Origin of the sequence: Cupriavidus sp. UME77 (genome assembly GCF_014170355.1) — a bacterium.
In the GTDB taxonomy this organism is placed as follows: Bacteria; Pseudomonadota; Gammaproteobacteria; order Burkholderiales; family Burkholderiaceae; genus Cupriavidus; species Cupriavidus basilensis.
Genome location: NZ_LZZU01000075.1, coordinates 1 through 22,835 on the forward strand (window position 1 = coordinate 1; position 22,835 = coordinate 22,835).

General features: G+C 62.3%; 19 protein-coding genes and 2 pseudogenes. 17 read left to right on the forward strand and 4 right to left on the reverse strand.

Going from position 1 to position 22,835, the window contains the following annotated elements; translation table 11 throughout:
- The 7 genes from tcuA to A9975_RS29650 all read left to right on the forward strand — a co-directional run.
- Nucleotides 1-1,359: FAD-dependent tricarballylate dehydrogenase TcuA (gene tcuA, locus A9975_RS29620; RefSeq protein ID WP_183035858.1), on the forward strand; the 1,359-nt coding region annotated here is incomplete at its 5' end.
- The gene (gene tcuB, locus A9975_RS29625; protein WP_183035859.1) at nucleotides 1,346-2,518 is read left to right on the forward strand and encodes a tricarballylate utilization 4Fe-4S protein TcuB; all 1,173 of its coding nucleotides are present in this window, start codon (nucleotides 1,346-1,348) and stop codon (nucleotides 2,516-2,518) included. The genes tcuA and tcuB, both read left to right, overlap by 14 nt.
- Nucleotides 2,519-2,551: 33 nt before the next feature.
- A complete protein-coding gene (locus tag A9975_RS29630) occupies nucleotides 2,552-3,340 on the forward strand; it encodes a class II aldolase/adducin family protein (RefSeq protein WP_183035860.1) in 789 nt (262 codons plus the stop codon).
- 62 nt (nucleotides 3,341-3,402) lie between these two features.
- Nucleotides 3,403-4,374, forward strand: coding sequence for a tripartite tricarboxylate transporter substrate binding protein (locus A9975_RS29635; protein WP_255503963.1), 972 nt, complete (start codon nucleotides 3,403-3,405; stop codon nucleotides 4,372-4,374).
- Nucleotides 4,375-4,406: 32 nt separating this feature from the next.
- Nucleotides 4,407-5,297 (forward strand): amidohydrolase, encoded by an 891-nt coding sequence (locus A9975_RS29640; RefSeq protein ID WP_183035861.1) that lies wholly within the window; start codon nucleotides 4,407-4,409, stop codon nucleotides 5,295-5,297.
- A gap of 118 nt (nucleotides 5,298-5,415) precedes the next feature.
- The gene (locus A9975_RS29645) at nucleotides 5,416-6,441 is read left to right on the forward strand and encodes a tripartite tricarboxylate transporter substrate binding protein (RefSeq protein ID WP_255503964.1); all 1,026 of its coding nucleotides are present in this window, start codon (nucleotides 5,416-5,418) and stop codon (nucleotides 6,439-6,441) included.
- 8 nt (nucleotides 6,442-6,449) lie between these two features.
- Nucleotides 6,450-7,475, forward strand: a complete 1,026-nt coding sequence (locus tag A9975_RS29650; RefSeq protein WP_183035968.1) for a D-2-hydroxyacid dehydrogenase — start codon at nucleotides 6,450-6,452, stop codon at nucleotides 7,473-7,475.
- Between the two features lie 550 nt (nucleotides 7,476-8,025).
- Here A9975_RS29650 and A9975_RS38320 read toward each other — a convergent pair.
- Nucleotides 8,026-8,238, reverse strand: a pseudogene (locus tag A9975_RS38320) (hypothetical protein); the annotation flags it as partial.
- A gap of 7 nt (nucleotides 8,239-8,245) precedes the next feature.
- Between A9975_RS38320 and A9975_RS38325 the strand changes: the two are divergent.
- Nucleotides 8,246-8,659: a hypothetical protein gene (locus tag A9975_RS38325; RefSeq protein ID WP_255503968.1), complete on the forward strand. Its 414-nt coding sequence runs from the start codon at nucleotides 8,246-8,248 to the stop codon at nucleotides 8,657-8,659.
- Nucleotides 8,660-9,179: 520 nt separating this feature from the next.
- Here the strand turns inward: A9975_RS38325 and A9975_RS38665 are convergent.
- Together A9975_RS38665 and A9975_RS29665 are read right to left on the reverse strand one after the other, a co-directional pair.
- Nucleotides 9,180-9,473, reverse strand: coding sequence for an alpha/beta hydrolase fold domain-containing protein (locus A9975_RS38665; RefSeq protein ID WP_370565772.1), 294 nt, complete (start codon nucleotides 9,471-9,473; stop codon nucleotides 9,180-9,182).
- 67 nt (nucleotides 9,474-9,540) lie between these two features.
- Complete coding sequence (locus A9975_RS29665; protein ID WP_183035862.1) at nucleotides 9,541-10,200, reverse strand: carbonic anhydrase; 660 nt, start codon at nucleotides 10,198-10,200, stop codon at nucleotides 9,541-9,543.
- Nucleotides 10,201-10,575: 375 nt separating this feature from the next.
- Between A9975_RS29665 and A9975_RS29670 the strand changes: the two genes are divergently transcribed.
- On the forward strand, nucleotides 10,576-10,941 hold the full coding sequence (locus tag A9975_RS29670) for a hypothetical protein (RefSeq protein ID WP_183035976.1): 366 nt from the start codon (nucleotides 10,576-10,578) through the stop codon (nucleotides 10,939-10,941).
- On the opposite strand, the pseudogene A9975_RS29675 reads toward A9975_RS29670, so the two are convergent.
- Nucleotides 10,925-11,060: pseudogene (locus A9975_RS29675) on the reverse strand (transposase); the annotation flags it as partial. The gene A9975_RS29670 and the pseudogene A9975_RS29675 sit on opposite strands and share 17 nt — an antisense overlap.
- Nucleotides 11,061-11,783: 723 nt before the next feature.
- Between A9975_RS29675 and A9975_RS29680 the strand changes: the two are divergent.
- From A9975_RS29680 to A9975_RS29715, 8 genes are all read left to right on the forward strand, one after another.
- Complete coding sequence (locus A9975_RS29680) at nucleotides 11,784-12,692, forward strand: hypothetical protein (protein ID WP_183035863.1); 909 nt, start codon at nucleotides 11,784-11,786, stop codon at nucleotides 12,690-12,692.
- Between the two features lie 139 nt (nucleotides 12,693-12,831).
- On the forward strand, nucleotides 12,832-13,653 hold the full coding sequence (locus tag A9975_RS29685; protein WP_183035864.1) for a hypothetical protein: 822 nt from the start codon (nucleotides 12,832-12,834) through the stop codon (nucleotides 13,651-13,653).
- 558 nt (nucleotides 13,654-14,211) lie between these two features.
- Entirely contained in the window at nucleotides 14,212-15,552 is a 1,341-nt protein-coding gene (locus A9975_RS29690; protein ID WP_183035865.1) for a hypothetical protein, read from the forward strand.
- Nucleotides 15,553-16,153: 601 nt separating this feature from the next.
- Nucleotides 16,154-16,336 (forward strand): hypothetical protein, encoded by a 183-nt coding sequence (locus tag A9975_RS29695; protein WP_183035866.1) that lies wholly within the window; start codon nucleotides 16,154-16,156, stop codon nucleotides 16,334-16,336.
- A 714-nt stretch (nucleotides 16,337-17,050) separates the two neighbouring features.
- Entirely contained in the window at nucleotides 17,051-17,491 is a 441-nt protein-coding gene (locus A9975_RS29700) for a hypothetical protein (protein ID WP_183035867.1), read from the forward strand.
- 7 nt (nucleotides 17,492-17,498) lie between these two features.
- Complete coding sequence (locus A9975_RS29705) at nucleotides 17,499-20,105, forward strand: P-loop NTPase (RefSeq protein ID WP_183035868.1); 2,607 nt, start codon at nucleotides 17,499-17,501, stop codon at nucleotides 20,103-20,105.
- A 510-nt stretch (nucleotides 20,106-20,615) separates the two neighbouring features.
- The gene (locus tag A9975_RS29710) at nucleotides 20,616-21,215 is read left to right on the forward strand and encodes a hypothetical protein (protein ID WP_183035869.1); all 600 of its coding nucleotides are present in this window, start codon (nucleotides 20,616-20,618) and stop codon (nucleotides 21,213-21,215) included.
- A gap of 449 nt (nucleotides 21,216-21,664) precedes the next feature.
- On the forward strand, nucleotides 21,665-22,624 hold the full coding sequence (locus tag A9975_RS29715) for an IS5 family transposase (RefSeq protein WP_183035870.1): 960 nt from the start codon (nucleotides 21,665-21,667) through the stop codon (nucleotides 22,622-22,624).
- Nucleotides 22,625-22,835 lie beyond the last annotated feature (211 nt).

Genomic DNA, 22,835 nt, shown 5'->3' on the forward strand with positions numbered 1-22,835 from the left:
GGCGCCAGCGTGCTGCTGCTGGAAGCCGCCCCGTGCGAGTGGCGCGGCGGCAACTCGCAGCACACCCGCAATCTGCGCTGCATGCACGACGCGCCACAAGACGTGCTGGTCGATGCCTATCCCGAAGAGGAATACTGGCAAGACCTGCTCAAGGTCACCGGCGGCCTGACCGACGAGCGGCTGGCTCGCCTGGCCATTCGCGCCTCGTCGACCTGCCGCGACTGGATGCGCAGCCACGGCGTGCACTTCCAGCCGCCGCTGTCAGGCGCGCTGCATGTGGCGCGCACCAATGCCTTCTTCATGGGCGGCGGCAAGGCGCTGGTCAACGCGTACTTCCGCAGCGCCGAAGCCCTTGGCGTCAAGGTGCGCTACAACGCCCCGGTGGACGCCATCGAGATGGACGGCGACCGCTTCAAGGCCGCCCGCATCGGCAGCGAGCGCATCGAGGCGCGCAGCTGCGTGCTGGCCGCCGGCGGCTTCGAGTCCAACCGCGCATGGCTGCGCGAGGCCTGGGGCCAGAACGCCGACGGTGACTGGCCGGCCGACAACTTCCTGATCCGCGGTACGCGCTTCAACATGGGCGTGCTGCTCAAGTTCATGATCGAAGCCGGAGCGGACGCCATCGGCGACCCTTCCCAATCGCACTGCGTGGCCATCGACGCGCGCGCGCCGCTGTACGACGGCGGCATCTGCACCCGGGTGGACTGCGTCTCGCTGGGCGTGATGCTTAACCGCAATGCCGAGCGCTTCTACGACGAAGGCGAGGATTTCTGGCCCAAGCGCTACGCCATCTGGGGGCGGCTGGTCGCGCAGCAGCCCGGGCAGATCGGCTATTCGATCATCGACGCCAAGGCCGTGGGCCGCTTCATGCCGCCGGTATTCCCGGGCGTGCGCGCCAACACGCTGCCGGAACTGGCGCGCCAGCTCGGGCTGGGCGAGGCCACCTTCATGCGCACCATCGCGGACTACAACGCGGCGTGCCGCGTCGGCACCTTCGACCACACCGTGCTGGACGACTGCCACACCGAGGGCATTGCCCCGGCCAAGACCCACTGGGCGCGGCCGATCGATACCGCACCGTTCTTCGGCTATGCCCTGCGCCCCGGCATCACCTTTACCTACCTCGGCCTCAAGGTGAACGAGCACGCCGCCGTGCACTTCGGCGGCAAGCCCAGCGCCAACCTGTTCGTGGCTGGCGAGATGATGGCCGGCAACGTGCTCGGCAAGGGCTATACGGCAGGTGTCGGCATGGCCATCGGCACCGCCTTCGGGCGCATCGCCGGCACCCAGGCCGCCGCCGCCGCGCTCGGGCGGCCCGGTCACAACGTATTCCAGGAAAAACAGCATGCAACATCTTGAAGCGCTGACGCGCGAAGCGGCGGCGCTGGCCCAGGGCGTGCTGCCGCTCACCGGGGACGAGGCCGAGGTCGGCCGCGTCATGCAGATCTGCAATGCCTGCCGTTATTGCGAAGGCTTTTGTGCGGTGTTTCCCGCCATGACGCGCCGGCTGGAGTTCGGCAAGGCCGATATCCACTACCTGTCCAACCTGTGCCACAACTGCGGCGCTTGCTACCACGCCTGCCAGTACGCGCCGCCGCACGAGTTTGCGGTCAACGTGCCGCAGGCCATGGCCAAGGTGCGTGTCCAGACATACTCCGACTACGCCTGGCCCGCCGCCCTCGGTGGCCTGTACCGCCGCGCCGGCCTGGCCACCGCGCTGGCGCTGGCAGCCGGGCTGGCGTTGTTCCTGGTGATGGTGCTTGCCATGCGTGGCAGCCTGCTGCACGCACCGCTGGCCGGCAACTTCTACGCCATCTTCCCGCACAACTTGCTGGCGGCGATGTTCGGCCTGGTGTTCGGCTGCGCGGTGCTGGCGCTGGGCGTGGGCGTGACGCGTTTCTGGCGCAGGGTCTCGCCCGGCGAGCTGCAGGGCGAGGCGCGCGGCCCGGCCATCGGCGGCGCGGCGCATGATGCATTGCGGCTGCGCTACCTGGGCGGCGGCCACGGCCAGGGCTGCAACAACGCGGACGACGCGTTCACCCTGTGGCGCCGGCGCTTCCACCATTTCACGTTTTATGGCTTCATGCTGTGCTTTGCCGCCACGGCGGTCGCCACGCTGTACCACTACCTGCTGGGCCTGCACGCACCGTATGCGCCCACCAGCCTGCCGGTGCTGCTGGGCACGGCCGGCGGCATCGGCTTGCTGATTGGCCCGGCGGGCCTGCTCTGGCTCAACCTGAAGCGCGACCCGCGCACCGGCGATGCCGCCCAGAAGCCAATGGACCGCGGCTTTATCGCGCTGCTGTTCTTCACCAGCCTGACCGGGCTGGCGCTGCTGGCCTGGCGCGACACCGCGGCCATGGCGCTGCTGCTGGCGGTGCACCTGGGCGTGGTGATGGCGTTGTTCCTGACGTTGCCTTACGGCAAGTTCGCGCACGGCATCTACCGCAGCGCGGCGCTGCTCAAGTGGAATATCGAAAAAGGCCGGCCCAGCAACCTGGCGCTTGGCTCGGACTGACCATCAAGCATTCAAAGGACCAAGGAGAACCTCATGATAAAGCCCGGCATCCTCGCCATTTCCTCGATGCGGGACCAGTGCACCGACGCCGAATGGCAGGCGCGCGTGGACCTGGCCGCCTGCTACCGGCTGGTGGAGCTGTACGGCATGGCCGACATGATGGCTAACCATATCTCGGTGCGCGTGCCGGGCGAGGACGGCGCCTTCCTGATCAACGCCTACGGCATGATGTACGAGGAGATCACCGCCTCCAGCCTGATCAAGGTGGACCATGCCGGCAACATTCTCGCCAAGCCGGATTTTGGCGCGCTCAACTACGGCATCAACAAGGCCGGCTACGTGATCCACAGCGCCGTGCACGAAGCGCGCCCGGAAGTGGCCTGCGTGATCCACACGCATAGCTGGGCCTCCATGGCCGTGTCGTCGCTGGCCTGCGGGCTGCTGCCGCTGACGCAGACCGCCATGCGCTTCCTCAAGATCGGCTATCACGACTACCAGGGCGTGGTGCTCGACACCGCCGAGCAGGCTTCTCTGCTGGAAGACCTCGGCAAGGGCGAGGCCCTGATCCTGCGCAATCACGGCGCGCTCACCGTGGGCAATACCGTGGGTGAAGCCTTCAACTGGATGCACCGGCTGGAGCTGGCCTGCCGCGCGCAGATCGGCGCGATGTCGTGCAACACGCCGCTGCGCGAGGTGGGAGCCGACGTGCTGCAGGAAACCTGGAACAACTACCAGCCTGGGACGCGCCGCCCCTACGGTGTGATGGAGTGGCCGGCGCTGCTGCGCAAGCTGGACCGGCTGGATCCGAGCTTCCGCGACTGACGCCAGGCTCCGGTGCCCCGCAGCGGCAAGATATAGAAATAAAAGACGGACGGAGAGACAAGATGAACAGAAGACACATGCTGGCGCAGGTACTGGCGCTCGGCGTTGCCCCGTGGGTCGCAGCCGCCCGTGCCCAGGCGATGCCGAACAAGCCGGTGACCCTAGTAGTGCCGTTCGCCCCCGGCGGCAATCTCGACGTGGTGGCGCGCGCGCTGGCGCCGGCCCTGGAACAGGAGCTGGGGCGCAATGTGATCGTCGACAACCGGCCAGGGGCAGGCGGCGTGCTAGGCGCGTCCGCGGTGTCCCGCGCCGAGGCCGACGGCAGCATGCTGCTGGTGACGACGCCGAACGCCATCGTCGTATTGCCGCGCATGACCCGTACCACCTTCAGCCTGGCGAGCTTCCAGCCGGTCGGGCTGGTGTCTACCACCACACTGGTGATCGTGGTCAAGGGCAGCGACAAACGCTTCGCGGATGTCAAGGCGCTGCTGGCCTATGCACGGGCCAACCCCGGCAAGGTTGCCGCTGGCCATGCTGGGCCCGGAACCACCAACCACGTGGCCACGCTGCAGCTGGAAGACGCGGCCGGCATCAAGCTCAACGAAGTGCCGTACAAGGGGTCGGCCCCCGCGCTGATGGACCTGATGGGCGGGCAGATCGATATGGTGGTGGACCAGCTCACCAGTTCCGCGCCGCATATCCAGTCCGGTGCACTTCGCGTGCTGGCGGTGATGTCGCGCGAGCGGGACGCCACCCTGCCTACCGTGCCGACCTTGCGCGAGGCCGGCCTGGCGAATTTCGAAGCCACTACCGCAACCGGCTTGCTGGCGCCGGCGGGGACGCCGGCCGCAGCCATCGAGACGCTCAGCAAGGCGCTGCGCAAGGCACTGGCCGAGGACAGCGTCAAGAGCCGGCTGCTGAACGTCGGCAGCGTGGCGCGCAGCTCGAGCCCCCAGGAGCTGCTGCAAACACTGCAGCGCGAGGATGTGCGTGCGCAGGCGCTGGCCGCTTCCGGGCGGCTGAAAGCCGACTAAGCCGTATCTTGCCCCCAAAAACTGCCACCATCATGAGCCGACCCTGCCTGCCTCCGCTGGACCATTTCACTGCGCCTACCTTCCGTGTCCCTGCCGGCGCCTGCGACAGCCACGCCCATGTGTTCGGGCCTTACCAGCGCTTTCCACTGGCCGCCGAGCGCAGCTATACACCCGCCGAGCACCCGGCCGAGGCATTCATCGCTCACCTGGAGCAGCTCGGTCTCGCGCGCGGCGTGCTGGTCACCGCCAGCGCCTGCGGCACCGACAACGGCTCCGTGCTGGAGGCACTGCGGCGCTACCCGGACCGCCTGCGCGGCATCGCCGTGCCGGCGCCCGATACCAGCGATGCCGAACTGGACGACTGGCACGCGGCCGGCGTGCGTGGCATCCGCATTAACCTGTACCAGGTGGAAGGCCACGCGGTGTACCGCAACGGCGTGGGGCTTGAGGTGCTGGAAGCGCTCGCGCCGCACCTGGCCGAGCGCGGCTGGCACGCGCAGATCTGGATCCACGCGCCGGACCTGCCCGCGCTTGCCCCGCGCCTGCGCGCGCTAGGCGTGCCGCTGGTGATCGACCACATGGGCCGCATGTCCACTGCGCGCGGCGTGGCCGATCCAGGCTTCCAGTCGCTGTGCGCGCTGCTGGCCGAGGGTGCGGCGTGGACCAAGATATCAGGGGCCGATCGCCTGAGCGCGGCGGGTGCACCCTATGCCGATGTCGATCCATTCGCCGCCGCGCTGCTCGCGGCCAATCCAGAGCGCGTGGTGTGGGGATCGGACTGGCCGCATATCAATTACTTCGAGGCGCGCCAGGTGCCCGACGACGGCATGCTGTTCAACCTGCTGCCGCGGTGGCTACCGGATGCCGAGGCGCGCCAACGCGTGTTGGTGAGCAACCCGGCGCGACTGTACGGCTTCGGCTAAGCGAACGCTTAGCCCCCAGGCCCTTCACACCCGGCGGTGCCGGCTTCGGCGACGCCGGTCATGCAGAACACACGGCGGACGCGGCGCGTCCCGACGCCGGCCATCCATAGGAGACACCATGCATTGTTTTGCTCCAACCATTTCCACGACCCTCGCATCGCGGTCCGCCGCGGGGCGGGCTCGCGCGGCGCTGACCGCCTTCGCTGGCTTGCTGACGTGCGTCGGGGCCGTCAACGCCCAAGCCGCCGGCAATGACTACCCCGCCAAACCGGTGCGCGTGGTGGTGGCGTTCACCGCCGGCGGCACCACCGATATCCTGGCGCGCAGCGTTAGCCAGGTGCTGGCCCAGCGCTTCAAGCAATCGTTTGTGGTCGACAACCGTCCGGGCGCTGGCGGCAATATCGGCACCGAGGCCGTGGTGCGCGCGCCGGCCGATGGCTACACGCTGCTGGTCACCTCGGTTGGCCCGATCTCGATCAACCAGACGCTCTACAAGCGCCTGAACTACGATCCGCTCACCGACCTGGTGCCGGTGGTGCAGATTGCCGACGTGCCCAACGTGCTGGTGGTGCATCCCTCACTGCCGGCCAAGAGTTTCGAGGAGTTCGTCGCCTACGCCAAGGCCAACCCCGGCAAACTCAACTACAGTTCCACCGGTGTGGGTACGTCGTCGCAGCTTTCCAGCTTCATGCTGACTCAGCGTATCGGGACCGAGGCTACCCATATCCCATACAAGGGCGCCGATGCACTCAACGATCTGCTGTCCGGTCGGGTTCAGTTCATGTTTGCCACGATCCCGTCGGTCATCGCCCATATCAAGGTCGGCAAGTTACGCGCGCTGGCGGTGAGCAGTGCGCACCGTTCGCAGTCGCTGCCAGATGTGCCCACCGTGGCGGAAAAAGGCTTCCCCGGCTTCGAAGCTGGCTCCTGGTTTGGCGTGTTCTCGCCCAAGGGCACACCCAAGCCTGTGATCGCCAAGCTGAACCACGCAATCAATGAGGCCCTGCCTTCGCTGCAGGCTCAGATGGTGCGGGAAGGGGCCGATCCCGTGGGTGGCTCACCGGAGCAGTTCGGCAAGTTCACGCACAAGGAATACGCGAAATGGAAAGTGGTGGTGCGCGAGTCGGGTGCTTCTCTGGAATAAGCATGAACATGAATACTAGTATCCCTGCAACCGCGCAACCCTTGCGGATTCTGCTGTCGGAGGCGGCCTTGCAGCAATATGGCGCGGATATCGGCGCCGCGCTTGGCGGAGCGGTTTTCGTGCCGGTGGTAGCGCCGTCCGGGCAAGGCGCAGCCGTGTCATCCGAACCGGATGCCGATATTGCCTTTGTCTCGCGCGACGTCACTGGCCTGTCCACCAAGCATGAAATTCTGCCCGCTACCCGGCGCTTCTATGACGCCATGCTGGCAAGCCCCGGACTGCGCTGGGTTCATACCCATTCGGCCGGTGCGGACCGCGCGATCTTTGGCGTGTTGCGCGCGCGCGGCGTGACGGTGACGACTTCGTCAGGCGCCAACGCGGGCGTGGTGGCGCAGACCGCGCTGGCCGGGTTGCTGGCACTGGCGCGGCATTTCCCCCAGATGCTGGCCGCGCAGCGTGATAGCGTGTGGGCCCCCCTGATCGGCTCGGGCCTGCCACGCGACTTAGCCGGACAGACCGCCACCATCGTCGGCTGGGGCCCGATAGGGCAACTGCTCGGCAGGCTGCTGCAAACGCTGGGGATGAAGGTGATCGTGGTACGGCAGAGCGCCGTGCCGGCCGGCCCTGGCTATGAGACGGTGGCATTCGATGCGGTGCGCAGCGTGCTGCTGCGTACCGACTGGCTATTGCTGGCGTGTCCGCTGACGCCGCAAACGCACGGGCTGGTGGATGCCGCCGCGCTAGCATTGCTGCCTGTGGGTGCCAGGCTGGTCAACGTGGCGCGCGGCGAGTTGGTGGACGAGTCCGCGCTGATCGAGGCGCTGCGAGCCGGACGCCTCGCTGGCGCCTATCTGGATGTGTTCGCGCACGAGCCACTGCCGGCGGATTCCCCGCTGTGGACGTTGCCCAACGTCATTGCAACGCCGCATAGCGCGGGCTTCTCGGATGGGAATGCCGCGCGCGTGGTGGGCATCTTTCTGGACAACTTGAGGCGCTGGCAGGCGGGCGAGGGCTTACGCAACCTGGTTGCCTGAGCTGGCAGGCTGGCTACAGGGCAGGCATTTGGAAGCGCCTTGTCACGTTGGTCAGTGAGCCAGCGCCCGTCGGATCTAGCGAGGCAAGGTCAGCGGCCAACTCTGAATGATGCCAATAGGCCGAATGGTTGCGCCGTTCCGATCGAGCGTTGGCAAAACCGTACCACTTGCCATATAGCCAGAAGTCCTCCGGCAAGGCCCGCGAGGTGGATCGCAGAAGAAAGTAGTATTCGCATGCTGTCTTTTCCGACTCGTTCAACGCGTGGTCTGTGACCTACCACAGCGAGCACACTGGTAGAAGCTGTAGCCACTGTCATTCAGAATGTAATGATAGTGAGGCCCTTGCTCCCATTTGTGCCTTCCGAGTAGGCATGCCGCCCACCCCAACCAGCCGTTGCGGATACTGTTCACAATCTTTTCCTAGTTCGTTGATTGGGTGGTCGGCTTATAAGCGTCTTCGCGTTAGTGAAAGAAAAGAGCAATCTGCCGAGATCACGAGCGATGTCCGATGGCGGCTAGCCCACTACCTGCCGTCCTCGGAAAAATCGGCGCCGCTTCGATTGCGGCCTGGCAAGCTAGCAGAAATTGCGGCTGCTTTTCCACGTTCCAGCATGCCGGAGACGATGCGATCGTAGTAACGCTCCAGCCCACCCTTGCGCTTCCGGGCCGCCATGGCCCGGCGCAGTTGGGCAGCCTCGCCAGCCGAGAAGCCGGCCGCGAGCATGGCCACCTGCATCACCTGTTCCTGGAAGATCGGCCGGCCAGCCGGCGTGAGCGAAATCGCCAAGCGCACACTGCAAAACGACGCGGCGGCCTTCGCAGCGCTGGAACAGGTGAGGGCGGTGCTGGCGAATGCACGGCGCGCAAAACCGCGCGCTGGCGGTAATGTGTCAAATTGCGTAATCGCCGGGCTGCACGCCACTCTGCTTGAGGTCAAGCGACCTAACCAGCGCCGTCCATTGCTCGTTGTCGAATTCCTCCCCATAGACATCGGCCTCGTTGCGCTAGTCGTAATCAACAAATGTTACGAGGTAGTGGCCGGGCAGATAGTCGTCTTCGCCCATCTCGTCGTCTTCTGCTGGGTCAAACACGTCAAGGACGATGAATGCGTCTCCCTGGTCGTTTTGCCAGACAGAGTGCAATGGAGGTTTTTCGAGCGCCATGACGCATTCCTTCTTCATTGATCGGGTCAATCCACGCCAGAAAAATGGACAGTGGCGCGCGGCCTTGCGGTGCCCGTTGCCGATGCGGTGGAGACGCATCATAGCGCGACGCGTTGCCGAGCTGATCCCTGCTCGGGACTGTCGCCACGGCAATGAATACATGAGGCGGTGCGGAGGGCTACCCCACCGGCCCGAAACGCCCGCCAGGCTCAGCTCGCGCCTGGCAGATTGGTGCGAATAAGGCGGGCCACTTCCGCACGCAGCTCCCAGATCTCGGTCTTCCGGCGCGTCCATGAAACCGCCGTGGGGCATGGCCTCGAAAATGTGCAGCTCGCAGCGAACACCGGCGCGGAGCAGAGCGCGGTGCAAGCGTACAACGTTCGACAGCGATAGGTCGCGCGTGCGGCTCTGGATAAAGGCCGGCACAAAGCCCTTGGAAAATCGCCGAATAGCGGCGACAGATAGGGATGGGCCAGGTCGGCCGGTCAGATGCACTTCTGGCGATAGCAGCACCTGCGCCCCCGGTAGCGGCAGGGCTTCGTCACGCGTACGCAGCTGTACGGCGGCCGGATTGCCGCCGGCGGACCGTCCGCCGATGATCAAATTGCGCCGGATACTGTTGCAGAAGCCGACGGTACACAGCCAGGCAGTCATCCAGCGCGGCCGGATACGGGTGCTCCGGCGGCATGCGGTAGTCGATGCCCCAGCAGTGCGGCGTTGACGATGCTGTACTGGCGCGTCGATCAGCATCTCCGTTCGGAAGTACTGGGCGGTAGTAGGGCGGACCTGCGCGGCGAGATGCACATCGGCATTGCGGGGGCAGACGGTGGAACATTTCAGGGTTAGGTAACGCTTGAGCCCTTCCCACTCGATCCAACTCGCTCGATATGGCTCAGTGAGTCTCACACCTGTCCGTGATTGCGCGAAGCCACGGCAACTGTGGCCGGCGACTCGGCGAGCGGTACGAATCGTCGTGTCGGGCCGTCAAGGGCATCGATGCTACCCTTCTCGATGTCGTAAACCCATCCGTGCAAATTCATGCGCCCCTGCTCGAGTGCAAGTGCCACGGACGGATGGGTGCGTAGATTGGCCAACTGCGCGATCACGTTCTCTCTGACGAGACCGTCAAGCTTAGCGCGAGGCGTATCGAACTGATATGCCGCGTTGATTGCTTTCGCGGCATCTGCATGACGCAACCAGTTCGCAACTGCCGGCAGGTGATCAAGACAAGTGCAACGCGAGATCGCGCCCATCGCGCCACAGTCGGAGTGCCCGCAGATCACGATGTCCTGCACGCCCAGGACCGCGACCGCATACTCGACGGTGGCCGAAACGCCACCAGGTTCCGGACCGTAGGACGGCACAATGTTCCCGGCATTGCGAATGACGAACAGTTCTCCCGGCTCACGCTGGGTGAGGAGCTCGGGCACAACCCGACTGTCGGAGCAGGTGACGAACAGCGCCTTCGGATTTTGTGTCGTTGCGAGTTGCTTGAAAAGCTCGACTCGTTGAGGATAGACGTCGCGCTGAAAGCGCAGAAAGCCGTCGATGATGTCACGCATGGCGTCCTCCAGATTCAAATACGGGATACGGGCACGACCGTTCGATACTTCGTCATGCCGGTGCGCTGCGATTATCGCCGATGTCAAGCTTGAGGCAGCGCCGCCAGCCGGTGCTTGCGCGCCGCCCTCGCCCGCCCGGCGAATTTCGTATAGTCATAGGCCATCGCCGAGTAGGGCCAGCCCGCATTGGCAGTACTCCGCCTCCGTTTGCCCACTAACTATGAGACCGCTCGAGCTGCTCGGCGTGTGCAAGGACATCGTAGCCGACGTCCGCGCGGCCGCGGCACGGTGGCCTGAGTTCGCTGCCGCTGCGAGCGTGCCGCGACAAATCGTTGACGATATCGTCCAGGCGCTTGGACACTTCTAAGAGATGGTATGAACGCGTCCCTCCGGGGAGCCGAGCATGAGAGCGCTGCCAATAAGATGCGCACAATGCAGATCAATCCGTTACAAGGAGTGCTATACGAGTACGGCATCAGCTTCAAGACTGGGCACCAGGCGGGTCTGGCCGAGATCCGGCTTCGTCTTGATGAAGTGGAACAAGCGGTACCAGGATGGCTATTCAGTGCGTTGCAGGAGCAACTCACACGCATTGACCGGTTGGACGAGGAGATCGGAAGGATCGAGCGACGATTGGTCGGCTGGCAAAAGCAGCTGCAGGCTTGCCAAAAGATTGCAGCCATTCCAGGCATCGATATGCTCACGGGGCTAGCGCTGGGCGCCACGTGGGTCCGCAAATAGGGATCGCCACGTTTGCTGATCCCACCCAGCCGCACTTTGCCGCCGGTGCCGGTCTGCTGCGGCACAAGGCACAGGAAGGCAGCCAACTCACACCCAGATCGGAATACCTTCGCATCGCCGGTCGATGACGCTCGGAGACGGTTAGGGATGGTATGAACGCGTCCCAGCTTGCTAGGTAGATTTGGCATGACACTCGACAGGTAAATGGCTGCAGGCCTATATCCGGCCTCGTCTTGCAGGCCAAGCCTGCGGGGCCTGATAACTACCCTGGCTCCGTGGCAGACGGTGGAACAATTCCGCGTCTAGCGGAGGGACGGCCAGGATTCGCCAGTAGGTCCTTGAGAGTCCTAAAGCTGTGCCGCACCGGACGATTCGCAGCCGCGTGGATGTCCGTGAGCGCACAGAAGAGGGGTATCTGATAGCTATCAGATACCATTTAGATCGACCATTGCCGGCATTTATCAGCTGAATGATCGTGAAAGATCAGTGCTACCAGCTCGGGGAAAAGTTGCTTTGATCCTCGCTGAGGCAAAGCGGGCGATTCAGCCGTATCGCCATGCGAGTTATTATCGATGAGCCTTAAATATAATAGGACATTGATCTAGATTTGAGGTTTATGTCAGCTCGATTTCAATATTGGGGTATCTCGATGCAGAGGAAATCGACTGCGCTGTCGAGGCCCGGGAGGACGATTTTCGCTTTCGCAGGTTCCTGTATGCGCATTTTCCCACTACATGATAATAGTAATTATCATGTAGTGGGAAAATGGTATCGCTGTGTCGGTGTACGTTGGGGAGCATGTTGGCAGGTACAATCGGCAATCCAATCGGCGGGAGATGGGCATGTCGTTGATTCGCAGCATCCAGGCCGAAGCCATCGAGGCCGCCACCAGCGTTTCGTCCTTGCTGCGCAAATGCAAGCTGCTTGCCGCACGCCTCGATCATGCTCACTTGGCGCAGTGGGTGGAGTGGGAATTGAACGGATATCCGAACGGCGTTGATCTTCCGCCTTATCGGGTGACCCCGACATATTCCTATGGAAACTTCGCCGGCATGGCCGGCCAGGCCTCCCACCTGCAAATCCCGGTGAGCGTGTTGCCGGAAGCCCTCCGCGACCACTACCGCGTCGCTCGACTCGGGGGCGCAATCAGCAGCTACGAGAATCTGGTTCAGGGTGACAAGGCCGGCAGCGTGCACTTGCCATGGGACATCGGGGCGGCCATCAAGTATGGATCGAAGATCGCAAGCGGGATGCAGTGCCATGCGGCATGGCAGGAGTTGCCGATCGGCGCCATTGACCGGCTACTGGATGCGGTCAAGAATGCGGTGCTCGGCTATGCGATTGACATTGAGAAGGTCAGCCCGAATGCCGGTGAACTTCCCATGGGCACCAAACCAATCAGCGAGGAACGATTGACCCAGATCTTCAATACCAACATCGCCGGCAGCGTGGGCAACGTGGCAAACGGCGGCACCGGCTTTACCCAGACCGCCCAGGTGGCCGTGGGCGCGGGCGACTGGGACGCGCTGCGGCAGCAGCTTTTGTCACTGGGACTTAAGGAAGCGGACCTCGCCGGATTGCAAGCCGACTTGGACGAGGCGAGGGCGAAGGGGACCGGACTGGAAGGCAAGCCACAGTCGTGGATGGGCAGGCTGGCGGGCAAGGCCATCGAAGGCGCCGCCGGCGTGGGCGTGGAGGCGCTAGCCGGCGGCGTAGCAAAGGCGATCGGCGCCTATCTGGGCGTGTCGTAACGCGAGGCCAAAATAGAAAAGGGCGCTCCGCAGAGCGCCCCCAAAGCAGGAAGTTGGGGGTCCGCCCACCCGAAGATAGCTGCCGACACTGATCCCAACTTTTCACCTGCGATTATCGAAGATTTTCTATACCAAGTCAATGGACCACCTATCCGACGAGGAACTGGCTGCAGTAGCTGTCCTCCTATCAAGTGAGAAACTCAGCACTTTCGAGCGGCTGGTGGGGTCCAACCGCGGCGCCATTGCCCTGCACCAGGAGATGTTGCGGCTTGCCGCCTCGTTGATGACGGTCACGGCGGTGGTCGAGATCGCGCTGCGCAATGCGGTCTGCGACCGGCTGACTGACCACTTCGGCGTCGCCGACTGGCTGCGCGGCCCGAGTGGCGCGTTTGCCTGGGGGGCGGAGGAACGAGACAAGATCGTTCAGGCTGAGAAAAGCGCGCAGAAGGCCGCCTATGCCAAGCTGACCCAGGAGCAAAAGCGCCAACTCGACGCGGCTGCCTTCCGAAGCCGGGGTGGTATCGCTCCCAACGGCATTCCCCATGAGCAATTGTCCAGGGTCAGGCAGGCCGCGATCCCGGTCCCGATGGGGCAGGTGGTGGCGCAATTGACGATGTATTTCTGGAAACGCCTTTTCTCAGCCGACTACGACCACGCGCTGTGGAAGCCGGCGCTCAAGCGCGTCTTCCCGGACAAAGCGATCTCGCGCGCGGCCGTGGCCAGCCATCTCGAATCGATCTACCAGACCCGGAACCGCATCGCCCACCACGAGCCGGTCTACGGCCGCCGCCTCGCGCAGACCGAGGCCGCGATCGAGTTCGTGGCGAGGCACCTCGGCAGCCGCGGGCAGGACGGATTGACGCCGCTGGAAAAACTGCTGCAACCGGAGATGGCAGAACTGCGGAACCGCGCCGGCGAGATGCGGCGGCGGCTGGATGCGCTGCAAGCTGGGACAAGCTAGTCGCGCTCGCTGTGATTTGAACTCGTGCCTCGGCGGTCCGTATGCGCAAAGGACTTTCGTACGCAAGCCGGACGTCGAACAAACTGAAAGTGTCACTGGAAAACAGCCGGGAAGGGCCTGCCTATAGTGCAGCGGTGACACTTTTTCCTTCGCGGACAGCGAAGCGAAAGTGTCAGTTTGTCTGCGAAGGAAAGGCCAGTGCATCTGGGCCAGGGCCGGCAGCGGTGGAGAATCCTAGCCCACACCTAGGAGGCAACTGGAAACAGCACAACCCTCGAATCTAGACCGAGGCAGCTCCCCGGCGTTAAACCTCCGGGCCTGGCCCAGACTCACTGGATTTTTACCAGCCATGAACAACGAACCACTTGACTTGAGGCGAGAGATCAGTGGCTGGTAGGCTTCTGACTCACAATTTTTATATAATTCGTCACTTTGGCGTTGTCGGTGGGTCACCGAGGCAGGACGCTAACTGCGAATTTTTCGGACTTTTAGAAAAAAATGAACGATGCTCAAAGGCGAGCGGATCAACGCTGGTATCGAATGCTTAATTGGAGCTGCGTGCTAGTTGAGCTCGTGGTCGGGAAATTTGAAGTGACTGCGTCGCAAGGCTTTTTGGGTGCTTTCGCGGAATTCTTGTACGTCAAGCATGATGCCGAGCGACGCTCGGTAACCCTCTATCCTGGAAATCATCCCATCGGAAACTCGTTGTCCGGCACAGGCCTAGCCGTAGAAGGCGGGGCATCCCTAACGATTGCGCAATCAATTGCCGATGGATCGGTAGCAATCATTTTGCGTCCTTTTAAGTCAGAGTTGCGGCGACGGCACGAAGAAGGAATTGTCCTGAAGCACTATAACAGTCCGGACTGTGTAACGGCACGAGTCATTGACCGCGCAATCGCGGACGCTGGTCGGTACTGGCGCGTCTCAAGCGCACTCGATGGAGGATCGCGCTCCGATCGTTGGCGCGTTAGCTACCTGCTCGGTAGATCCAGGCTCCATGACGTAATGGCTAAACCTGGCCGCTGGAGGGCCGCCAAAGTTGTCGGTGCGATCGTCGGTGTGCTTGGCTTTCTGGGCACCCTTGCAACTCTTTCAGGGACAACTGTCCCCCAAATCTGGAACCGCTGGTTCCCTTCCCCGGATGCAGGCATGCCAACCGTGAGCGGCTGGTACACCTTTTGCCCGCAGGAAGACACGGGCGCTAACCCCAACATGCTCGACCTCCTACACGACGTCAAAAGGAACGCAGGGAAGATCGCGTTCTTTGATGTCCAGGTTGATGTGTCTTGCGTAATGGGCGTCCACAACAAATCGAAGTCGAAGGTATCAAGGACAACGGAATCCAACTCGGTCACTTACGACTACGAGACCTCTGCCGGGAAGGGCGCGAAGACCTATCCATTAGGTATTAAGTCAACTGATCTCGTCTCCGATAATGGGACATTAATCTCTGTGTTGGGCGACAGGGATGGCCGGAATGCGTTCACGAGCCTTGGCATAAACATTGAAGGTGCCGACGACGTGCTGTATGGCCCATACCTCATTAAGGCTAGCTCTGACGATGCGATTACTCTCTATACACTGAGCGCACCGGTTTTGGACAGTACGATGCAGGAGTCAGCGTCGAAGATTGCGGCGCAACGCCGAGCTGCAAGAGAAAGCGCTCCGCCTACGAAGGGATTGCCGCAACCGATACAGCTAAGCGCGGATGAGATCAGAGAGTTACAGCAATCTGTCAAAGCTCGCGCGGTGACGGAAGAGCCTAGTGAAGATCAGCCAAGAGCTTCGCTACCGCCAATCCCCCCAGAATCTCTCCGCGGGCTCCCGCCGATCCCAACGTTGCCGCCTCCGCCGCCGATCAAGCAACCAACGGCCAAATCCGCGAACGATGTCCGCTGATCAAATGACTGAGCGGGCTACATCTCTTGCCATCTTGATTTCACAGTGGCCGCCCCCGGTTAGCTCCGCGCGCATGCCAGGAAGCCCCCGGCGTCAGGATGGCCGGCCCAGGCGCGCGCTGGATGACCTCGGTGCCTGTCACTACCCGATACAGGCGGTTTGTTTCCACTTCGATCTCGCTGCCCTCGACCGTAGGTCCTCGCTCGCCGCCATCTGCTGTACCGGGACCACTTCGGCTGCGTGCGGTCATACAAGATCTGCATGCACGCCCAGTGTCGCTGGCGGGTCGCGAACAAGGACGGATAAGGCTGGCCTCGCGGGCGAAACGGCATCGAAACTAGCCCGGGATCCAGGCCAAACGCGGCGTAGCGGGCGATAGGTCGGGGAGAATAGGTGCATGGAGCGGTGAGGCGTGCCTTACTTTCTCTGTTCTTGAGAAGAAAGATTATCAAGAATAGGGAAAAGTAATGCATCCGGTACAAAATAATGTACCCATTGATTTGTGTGACTCATAAGGCGCTGTTTGTCACATCTCAAAGTGGAACGACCGGCGGGGCGCCATTCCAAGGGAGGCAGACGGGAAAGGAGGAGGCAGGGCGCCATGGTCGCGATCGAGCCGTCCAGGACGAACGTTCTGGACTACACCATCTGGCTGTCGCGGCTTGACGAGCGGCACGCCGTGGACGTTCCCTCGCCCGCGGACCGTGAACTGGTCATTACCAATCCGGCCATTCCGGGGCTCGAACTCAGGCTGCCGCAGGTGTCGAGAATCGCCAAACTCTGAACTTTGGTCATTCAACTCTGAACTGCCGGTCAGAAGGGCTCGGCGAGCGAGGGTACAGGGCTGGGAAAGGAAACACTCGCCAATGGCGCATTGTGACCTGGCTCGCGGCCGAGTCGGGTGACGACGGAACGAAGCCCATCCGTTAAGCGCATCTATTCCTGCCGCGACCGTACAGGGGGCACCAGTCGCTTGGATGACCACGCGTCGACGAAGGCGAATGTCTGAGATTGGCTGTCTATCCGCGAACTCGAATTCACGAGCCGTTTCCGTCACTTTAAGCAGCATGCGCGCCCCCGTCGTGTGAGCACAGGGGTGGGAACGGGCACCGCTTCCTAACCACCCCACGCACCACCCAGCAATTGTTCATCACCATTCCTGGTCGCTGTTGCGGCAGCCCATCGCACTGTCTGCCGTCGCGTCAGTGTCTTCCGTCGTTACTGCCCATCTACGTCACGCGAACCTGAGGAAACGCGGCCCGCGCGGCGAGACTCTCTTCTCGGCGCGGAGGCCCGAGAAACCTGCGCCCCCGCCTGGAAAAAAACGCGCCTCAGAGGTCCGCCCCGCCATCCAGACTCCACGCCAGTTGCAGTACCGCCCTGAGCTGCCGAGCGGTGGTCGCCAGCCGGCGCGTGGCTGGCACCGCCCAATTGGTATCATTACCGGGTGCCCAGGTCCCGGTGCGACCGTTCCGGCAAACGAACGCTAAACAAACGAATGAGCCAACACACAACGAACATCCGCGCCTTTGCCGACGCAGCAGCATCAAGTGCCGATGAGATCGTCAGGGCCTATTGCGGCATGGTCGCAATCGAACTGGTCCTCAAACAGGCAACCGGACTAACCGACCACAATGTCCCGGCCGCACTCAATGTCTTCGCACACCGCTTTGCCGTGGGCGACCAGCGAGGCTGCAAGGTCCGGCTCAATGCGTTGTCCGCCCAGTTGAGCAACGCCCTGAAGGCCATCAGCGTGCAAGGCAAGGACGGGGTGGCCCGGTTTGCCCCTGCGGAGTCCTACCCCTACATCCGCTATACGCGGCACGTCACCGACGGCTGGCCTGCCCCGTCGACGACCCATGAACAGGCGAAAACGCTCGCCGATCTCGTGGGCGGCACCCGGTCTTATCTTGCAACGAAGTTCCAGAAATCACTCTGATCCGGCCATGACTATTTCCGAGTTCATTGAATCCATTGCGCGCATTGACAGCATCAAGGTCGAAGTCGAATACGCACATCCGACGCTATATATCCTGTGTGTCGGCGGTTTGTTCGATGGCATGGCCACCGATGCCCGGTTCACCGCGTTTTGCGAGGCTGTCGGCATGTCAGCAGTTGATGTCGCATCGGTTGCAACGAGTCCGATGATCGAGTTGGCACTGGTCACGGAAAGGGAACGTCAGGAACAATTCGGCTTTCTGGGTTCAGGCGAAGCTGGAACTAGCTGGCTGAGCGCGTTCGTCCCGCGCAGCGAAACGGCGATGGCGCCGCCCGCCGTTTTGGATGATCAGCCCGATCGGGCCGGCGAAGCCTCCCCCAGCCGGCGCACTGCGAAGGCGGTTCACTTTTACGGGTACAAGGGTGGCCAGGGACGATCGACCGTGCTGGTGGCGCTGGCCAAGGTGCTGGCCGATGCGGGCTACCGCGTGCTCACTGTGGATGCCGATATTGAAGCGCCTTCGCTAGACGCGATGTTTGGCGTCGCGGCTGCGGACATCGGCTCGACCTTGATGGGCCTGGCGACGCCAGGCGCCACTCTGACACCGCTTTCGCGCACGTACGTTGGCGCATCGGTCACGGGATACGTTGACCTTGTGTCGGCGCGGCCTGTTGCGGCCCGATTCGACATGGACTTCGCCGCTTTCCTGCTGAACGCGTCGCTGGATGCGTCGGTGCTGCAACTGGCTGTGGCGGGTCTCCGGCGGCAGATCGAGACAGAAGCCGATAACGGCTCGCCACGTTATGACATCGTGCTTTTTGATCATCGAACCGGGCTCGCCCCCTCCGTTCTGCCCATTATGGAGGCGTGGCCTGGGCCGGCCGTGATTTTTGTCCGTCCGGACGGCATGGCACGGCATATCCTGGACTCACGACTGCTCGATACCTTGCTGGCCCACGATCCAGAATCCCCGGGGGCTTTCGTCAGCTTTTCGCTCGATCCCAAAAAGACCGCAAGGGACACGCGTAGCCAGAGCGCGCGATTTATTGAGGGCCTGCTTGGTAAGATTGCTGATGCGATGCAGATCGGGGATGCGATCGATCCCCAGGATCTAGATCCCTACTGGGTGTTCTGGAGACACGACCAGAATTTCGTAGACGGACAGCAGCCGAATCCGCGCGACATGTCGAGCGCTAGCCGCGAAGCCATCGGCCAACTGCGCTCCGTGCTGGGCCTGAGCGGCAACCCTGCTGTCCCGATGCAGCAGGGTTCGCTGACGAGCAGCGGCTCAACGGATGACGGGCAGTTCATCCTGACGCCGGGGCTGGCCAAGCTGTTTACCGCAGATAGTCCGTACACCTATGTATTTGGCCGGAAGGGGACGGGAAAGACCAGGCTGTTGACCGAGCTCGTGCGTCGTGATCTGGCCGAACCGCTGCTCGTCGCGAACGACTCGCGTGCCGGCGGGTTGCCCAGCGCAAACCGCAGTTTCCAGTCCGCACTGGCCGCATGTAACCGGGACTTTGAAAAGTTCTGGTGGATGTTGCTGGGCGCCGCCCTCTCGACGCCGAGCACGAAGGGCGAAGGGGTGTTGGAAGCCGCTCTTCTCGAACAGGTCGAGCTGCTCGCCGCAGATTCAGGCGCGCTCGTTCGTTTCGGCCCACAGGATTTCGCCAGCCACACTGAGAAGCGCGTGTTCGTGATCGATGGTGTGGAAACGGCGGTTCCGGCGGGCGACCTTCGCTCCTTCGTCGAAGCCCTGTTCCGCTTTCTCGCGGCAGTCCAGTTCGATAGGACTTATTCAAGGCTGCTCACGATACGGCTGCTACTCCGCTCCGACCTTGCAACTGGGGCGGCGGAGAACGTCGAACAGCAAATTGAAGGAGCCGCGCTCTATCTGCACTGGAATAAGACCACCATTCTTAACTTCGCACTTGCGCGGATTGTGAGTCTGCCCTGGTTCCAGCAGCACTTCGCCAGCGTTTGCAACCGGATAGAAGCCAAGGCCAACAGCATCTCGCGCGGGGCTTTGTCTGATGATGATTCGGAGTCTTTACTGCTGGAGATCTTTCCCGCAGGTCTGGAGCGCAATCGCCTGAAAACGACGACATTCTTTGCCTCCTATTTCTCGGATGCGGGAGGAGATGCGGGCACCGACTCGGCCTTTTATCCGAGGCTGTTCGATGGATTCTTGCGAACATTGGCGGACAATGCCGGTGAGGCGGCACCGGCCGAACTGGTCGACGGTCGGCTCTCCAGTAAGAGTGTCCTGCTCGCCTACGATCAGGCTTCTCGGTCCTTCATCGGCGATGTGAGGACCGAACTGTATTCATTCCTCAACATCGAGTCCAACATCGACGCAAACAAATCGGCCGTAGACCGGTTGATTGCCGCCTTCGACGGGCTTCAGACGCCGTTTTCCATTGAGGAAATTATCGAGACACTGGCGGAGCGGGCAAACATTCCAGTAGATGTGGTGCGGCGCTCCCTGACTAGCATGCAGAAGATCGGGATGTTCGAGGCCCGAGCAGGGTACCCGGGTGAGCTGAGGGCGCGACAGCTCTACAAGGCGGGCCTCGGGATGAAGTATGTGAGAAAAAAGGCACAGGAATGAGATGAATTCGGCGAGTGGGTCGTCGGCCAGTCGGTGAAGCACGTAGCCAGTTTCAGTGAGACCCGCCCCTCGCGATAGGTGTGGTTCGAGCGGCCGGAAAGCGACGTTTAGCCGCCGGCCCGAAGCCGATAGTCGAATGACGGCAATGGCCGAAAAGCCGCAGCCGACCGAGCGTGAGTGAATCGCGAACGGCCGTTGACGTTGCGGAGACTTGAATGACGGTAACGGGTCGACTACGAAAAATCGGAGCCGAGTCGGGGCGATCGAGTGCCGGCCGGCGACGAACTTCCGGGTACGGCCAGAAGCTGCCACCCGACATACGCACCTAGATTGCACACAATCCGAGCATATTGCGCTAAATACCCTGTCCCGCCGTCAAACGTCTCCCGGCGACTGCGGCAACGGACTCCGAACTACTGGCGTGCCCATGCCGCGTAGCCGGCGGGACACGGACAATTTGAAGCCGGCCGCTGCTACTATCGCGTGCAAAAATCGCCATTGAGGGGCGCAATGAAAGCTGTCAAAGAATACCGTGCGCTAGTGGACCTCGTCCGCTGGATCGACGATCACACCGCTGGCATAGAGCTTCCTGCCGATGAACGATCCCAGATTGCCGTCGGTTGCTTCGATGTTGCGCTGGAACATCAGGCAGCGATTGCACATCTTTATTCGGTCCAACTATACGGCTCGATGCTGGCCTTGCTGCGCGTGCTCGCGGAATCCATGGTCCGGGGTCTGTGGCTGCATAGTTGCGCCACGGACAAAGAACTCACGGCGTTTAAAAAGGGCCGCTTGGACAAGACGTTTGGCACCCTCATTGCGGAGTACGAGAATGTCCTTCGCACGCCGGACGGCGTCCTGTCGCAGTTCAAATCGTCCGCATGGACGCAATTGAACTCGTTCACGCACACGGGTTTTTTGCAGGTCACGCGCAGACACAAGCCCGGCCGTGTCGAAAGCAACTACTCCGACGAAGATTTGTGCCACGCAATGGGTGCAGCCGGGGCGCTGGGGCTGATAACTGCCTGCCAACTCATTACGATAGCCGGTCGGCACACACTTGTGCCGGTTTTTGAAGAGAAAATGTCTGAATACGCTTCGCCAAAGTAGCCACCGGCTCAAGTTCGAATGCAGGACTGCCGGACAAGATGTGAAAGTGAACCTCCAGGCGATTGGGTCTCACGACCAGGAGCGGTCGTTCGCGGTAGTGGTAGATTGCGCATTGCAAGCAATTGAAGGGATGTAATCAGGCATGAATTCCGTCGAAGTTGAAGAGACGCACGCAGTAAGCCATCCGCTCCTTCGCGAGCGAGTGGAAAAAGGGAAGCGACCTGGAACCCGGGAGTTCGTTGCCTTGATCGACGGTGTGGAGGCGGGGCTTCTAATCTTCGAACATTTCCCCAACAATTCTTTGGGACTTGTGTATGAGATCTACGTGCTAGGGTGTTGTTGTATAAATCCGGCTGCCGCGCGGGCTGACGTTTACGCGCAACAGCCAGGGTGGTACCTCTGTTAACTCTTCGCGGACTTGCGTAGATTCTCGATTTTTTCCCGAGAAGATGCGCAAGGATGTACACAAGCGAAGCGAGCCCAAAGGCGTCTATCGCGTCAGGAACTGGGCGCAGTACAACGCTGGCTTGATTGCCAGGGGCGACGTGACGATGTGGATTGACCAGAGCGTACTGAACGCGGCGCCCCGGGGCGGAGCGCCCAGGCGGGGGCGGCCGCACGTCTACCCGGACGCAGCGATTCAGATGCTGCTCGGGCTCAAGCAAGTCTTCCATCTGCCTCTGCGGGCCCTTCAGGGCTTCGCGCGTAGCCTGCGCGAGCTCGCTTTTCCCGACCTGCCGGTACCCAACTACACGACGTTGAGCCGCCGCGCGCAGGAGCTTGAGGTGACGTTGCCCGCCTCGCACACCGGCGAACCGATGCACCTGCTGGTGGACAGCACCGGCGTGAAGCTGTACGGCGAAGGCGAATGGAAAGTGCGCAAACACGGCTATTCGAAGCGGCGAACCTGGCGCAAGGTGCATCTGGCTCTGGACGCGAAGACCGGCCAGGTATGCGCGGCACTGATGACTCACCAGGATGTTCCCGATGCCGACGTGTTGCCCGATCTGCTCGATCAGATCCCCGCAGACGTGCCCATCGGAACCGTCGGCGGTGACGGTGCGTATGACACGAGGCAGTGCCACGCTCAAATCGAGGCCCGCGGCGCGCAACCGTCGATCCCTCCGCGCGAAGGGGCTGCGCCTTGGTCTGAGAGAACGCCTGGCGCGCAGTGGCGCAACGAAGCCATCGACGCCATTGCGCGAAACGGGCGAGGGGAATGGAAGAAGGCCTGCGGCTACCACCGCCGCTCGCTGGTCGAGAACCTGATGTATCGGCTCAAGACGCTCACGGGCAATCGCCTGTGGGCACGCTGCATCGGCTCGCAAGCAACCGAGGTGGCGATCCGCGTGGGCGTGCTCAACCGCATGGCGGCTCTCGCACGCCCGCATTCCGTCCGCATTGCTTGATTTTCGGATCACGGGGGCCATTTTGTCTTCAGATTCGATTAATGCAACAACGCCACGTGCTAGCGAAATGCAGAGCGATGGGCGTTGGCAACCTGCTTTTGTCACTGGCAGAAACTGTAGCTCTTGATTCTGGGTGCAAGACACTCCGTCTTTTGGCGCGCTCTCTCGACCACGAGTTCATCAAGGACGAGAGCCTGATGTCTTGGTACTG

Coding starts and splice junctions, on each gene's coding strand:
- tcuB (WP_183035859.1), top strand. CDS start 1,346: ATGCAACATCTTGAAGCGCTGACGCGCGAAGCGGCGGCGCTGGCCCAG.
- A9975_RS29630 (WP_183035860.1), top strand. CDS start 2,552: ATGATAAAGCCCGGCATCCTCGCCATTTCCTCGATGCGGGACCAGTGC.
- A9975_RS29635 (WP_255503963.1), top strand. CDS start 3,403: ATGAACAGAAGACACATGCTGGCGCAGGTACTGGCGCTCGGCGTTGCC.
- A9975_RS29640 (WP_183035861.1), top strand. CDS start 4,407: ATGAGCCGACCCTGCCTGCCTCCGCTGGACCATTTCACTGCGCCTACC.
- A9975_RS29645 (WP_255503964.1), top strand. CDS start 5,416: ATGCATTGTTTTGCTCCAACCATTTCCACGACCCTCGCATCGCGGTCC.
- A9975_RS29650 (WP_183035968.1), top strand. CDS start 6,450: ATGAATACTAGTATCCCTGCAACCGCGCAACCCTTGCGGATTCTGCTG.
- A9975_RS38665 (WP_370565772.1), bottom strand. CDS start 9,473: ATGTTCCACCGTCTGCCCCCGCAATGCCGATGTGCATCTCGCCGCGCA.
- A9975_RS29665 (WP_183035862.1), bottom strand. CDS start 10,200: ATGCGTGACATCATCGACGGCTTTCTGCGCTTTCAGCGCGACGTCTAT.
- A9975_RS29670 (WP_183035976.1), top strand. CDS start 10,576: ATGAACGCGTCCCTCCGGGGAGCCGAGCATGAGAGCGCTGCCAATAAG.
- A9975_RS29680 (WP_183035863.1), top strand. CDS start 11,784: ATGTCGTTGATTCGCAGCATCCAGGCCGAAGCCATCGAGGCCGCCACC.
- A9975_RS29685 (WP_183035864.1), top strand. CDS start 12,832: ATGGACCACCTATCCGACGAGGAACTGGCTGCAGTAGCTGTCCTCCTA.
- A9975_RS29695 (WP_183035866.1), top strand. CDS start 16,154: ATGGTCGCGATCGAGCCGTCCAGGACGAACGTTCTGGACTACACCATC.
- A9975_RS29700 (WP_183035867.1), top strand. CDS start 17,051: ATGAGCCAACACACAACGAACATCCGCGCCTTTGCCGACGCAGCAGCA.
- A9975_RS29705 (WP_183035868.1), top strand. CDS start 17,499: ATGACTATTTCCGAGTTCATTGAATCCATTGCGCGCATTGACAGCATC.
- A9975_RS29710 (WP_183035869.1), top strand. CDS start 20,616: ATGAAAGCTGTCAAAGAATACCGTGCGCTAGTGGACCTCGTCCGCTGG.
- A9975_RS29715 (WP_183035870.1), top strand. CDS start 21,665: ATGCGCAAGGATGTACACAAGCGAAGCGAGCCCAAAGGCGTCTATCGC.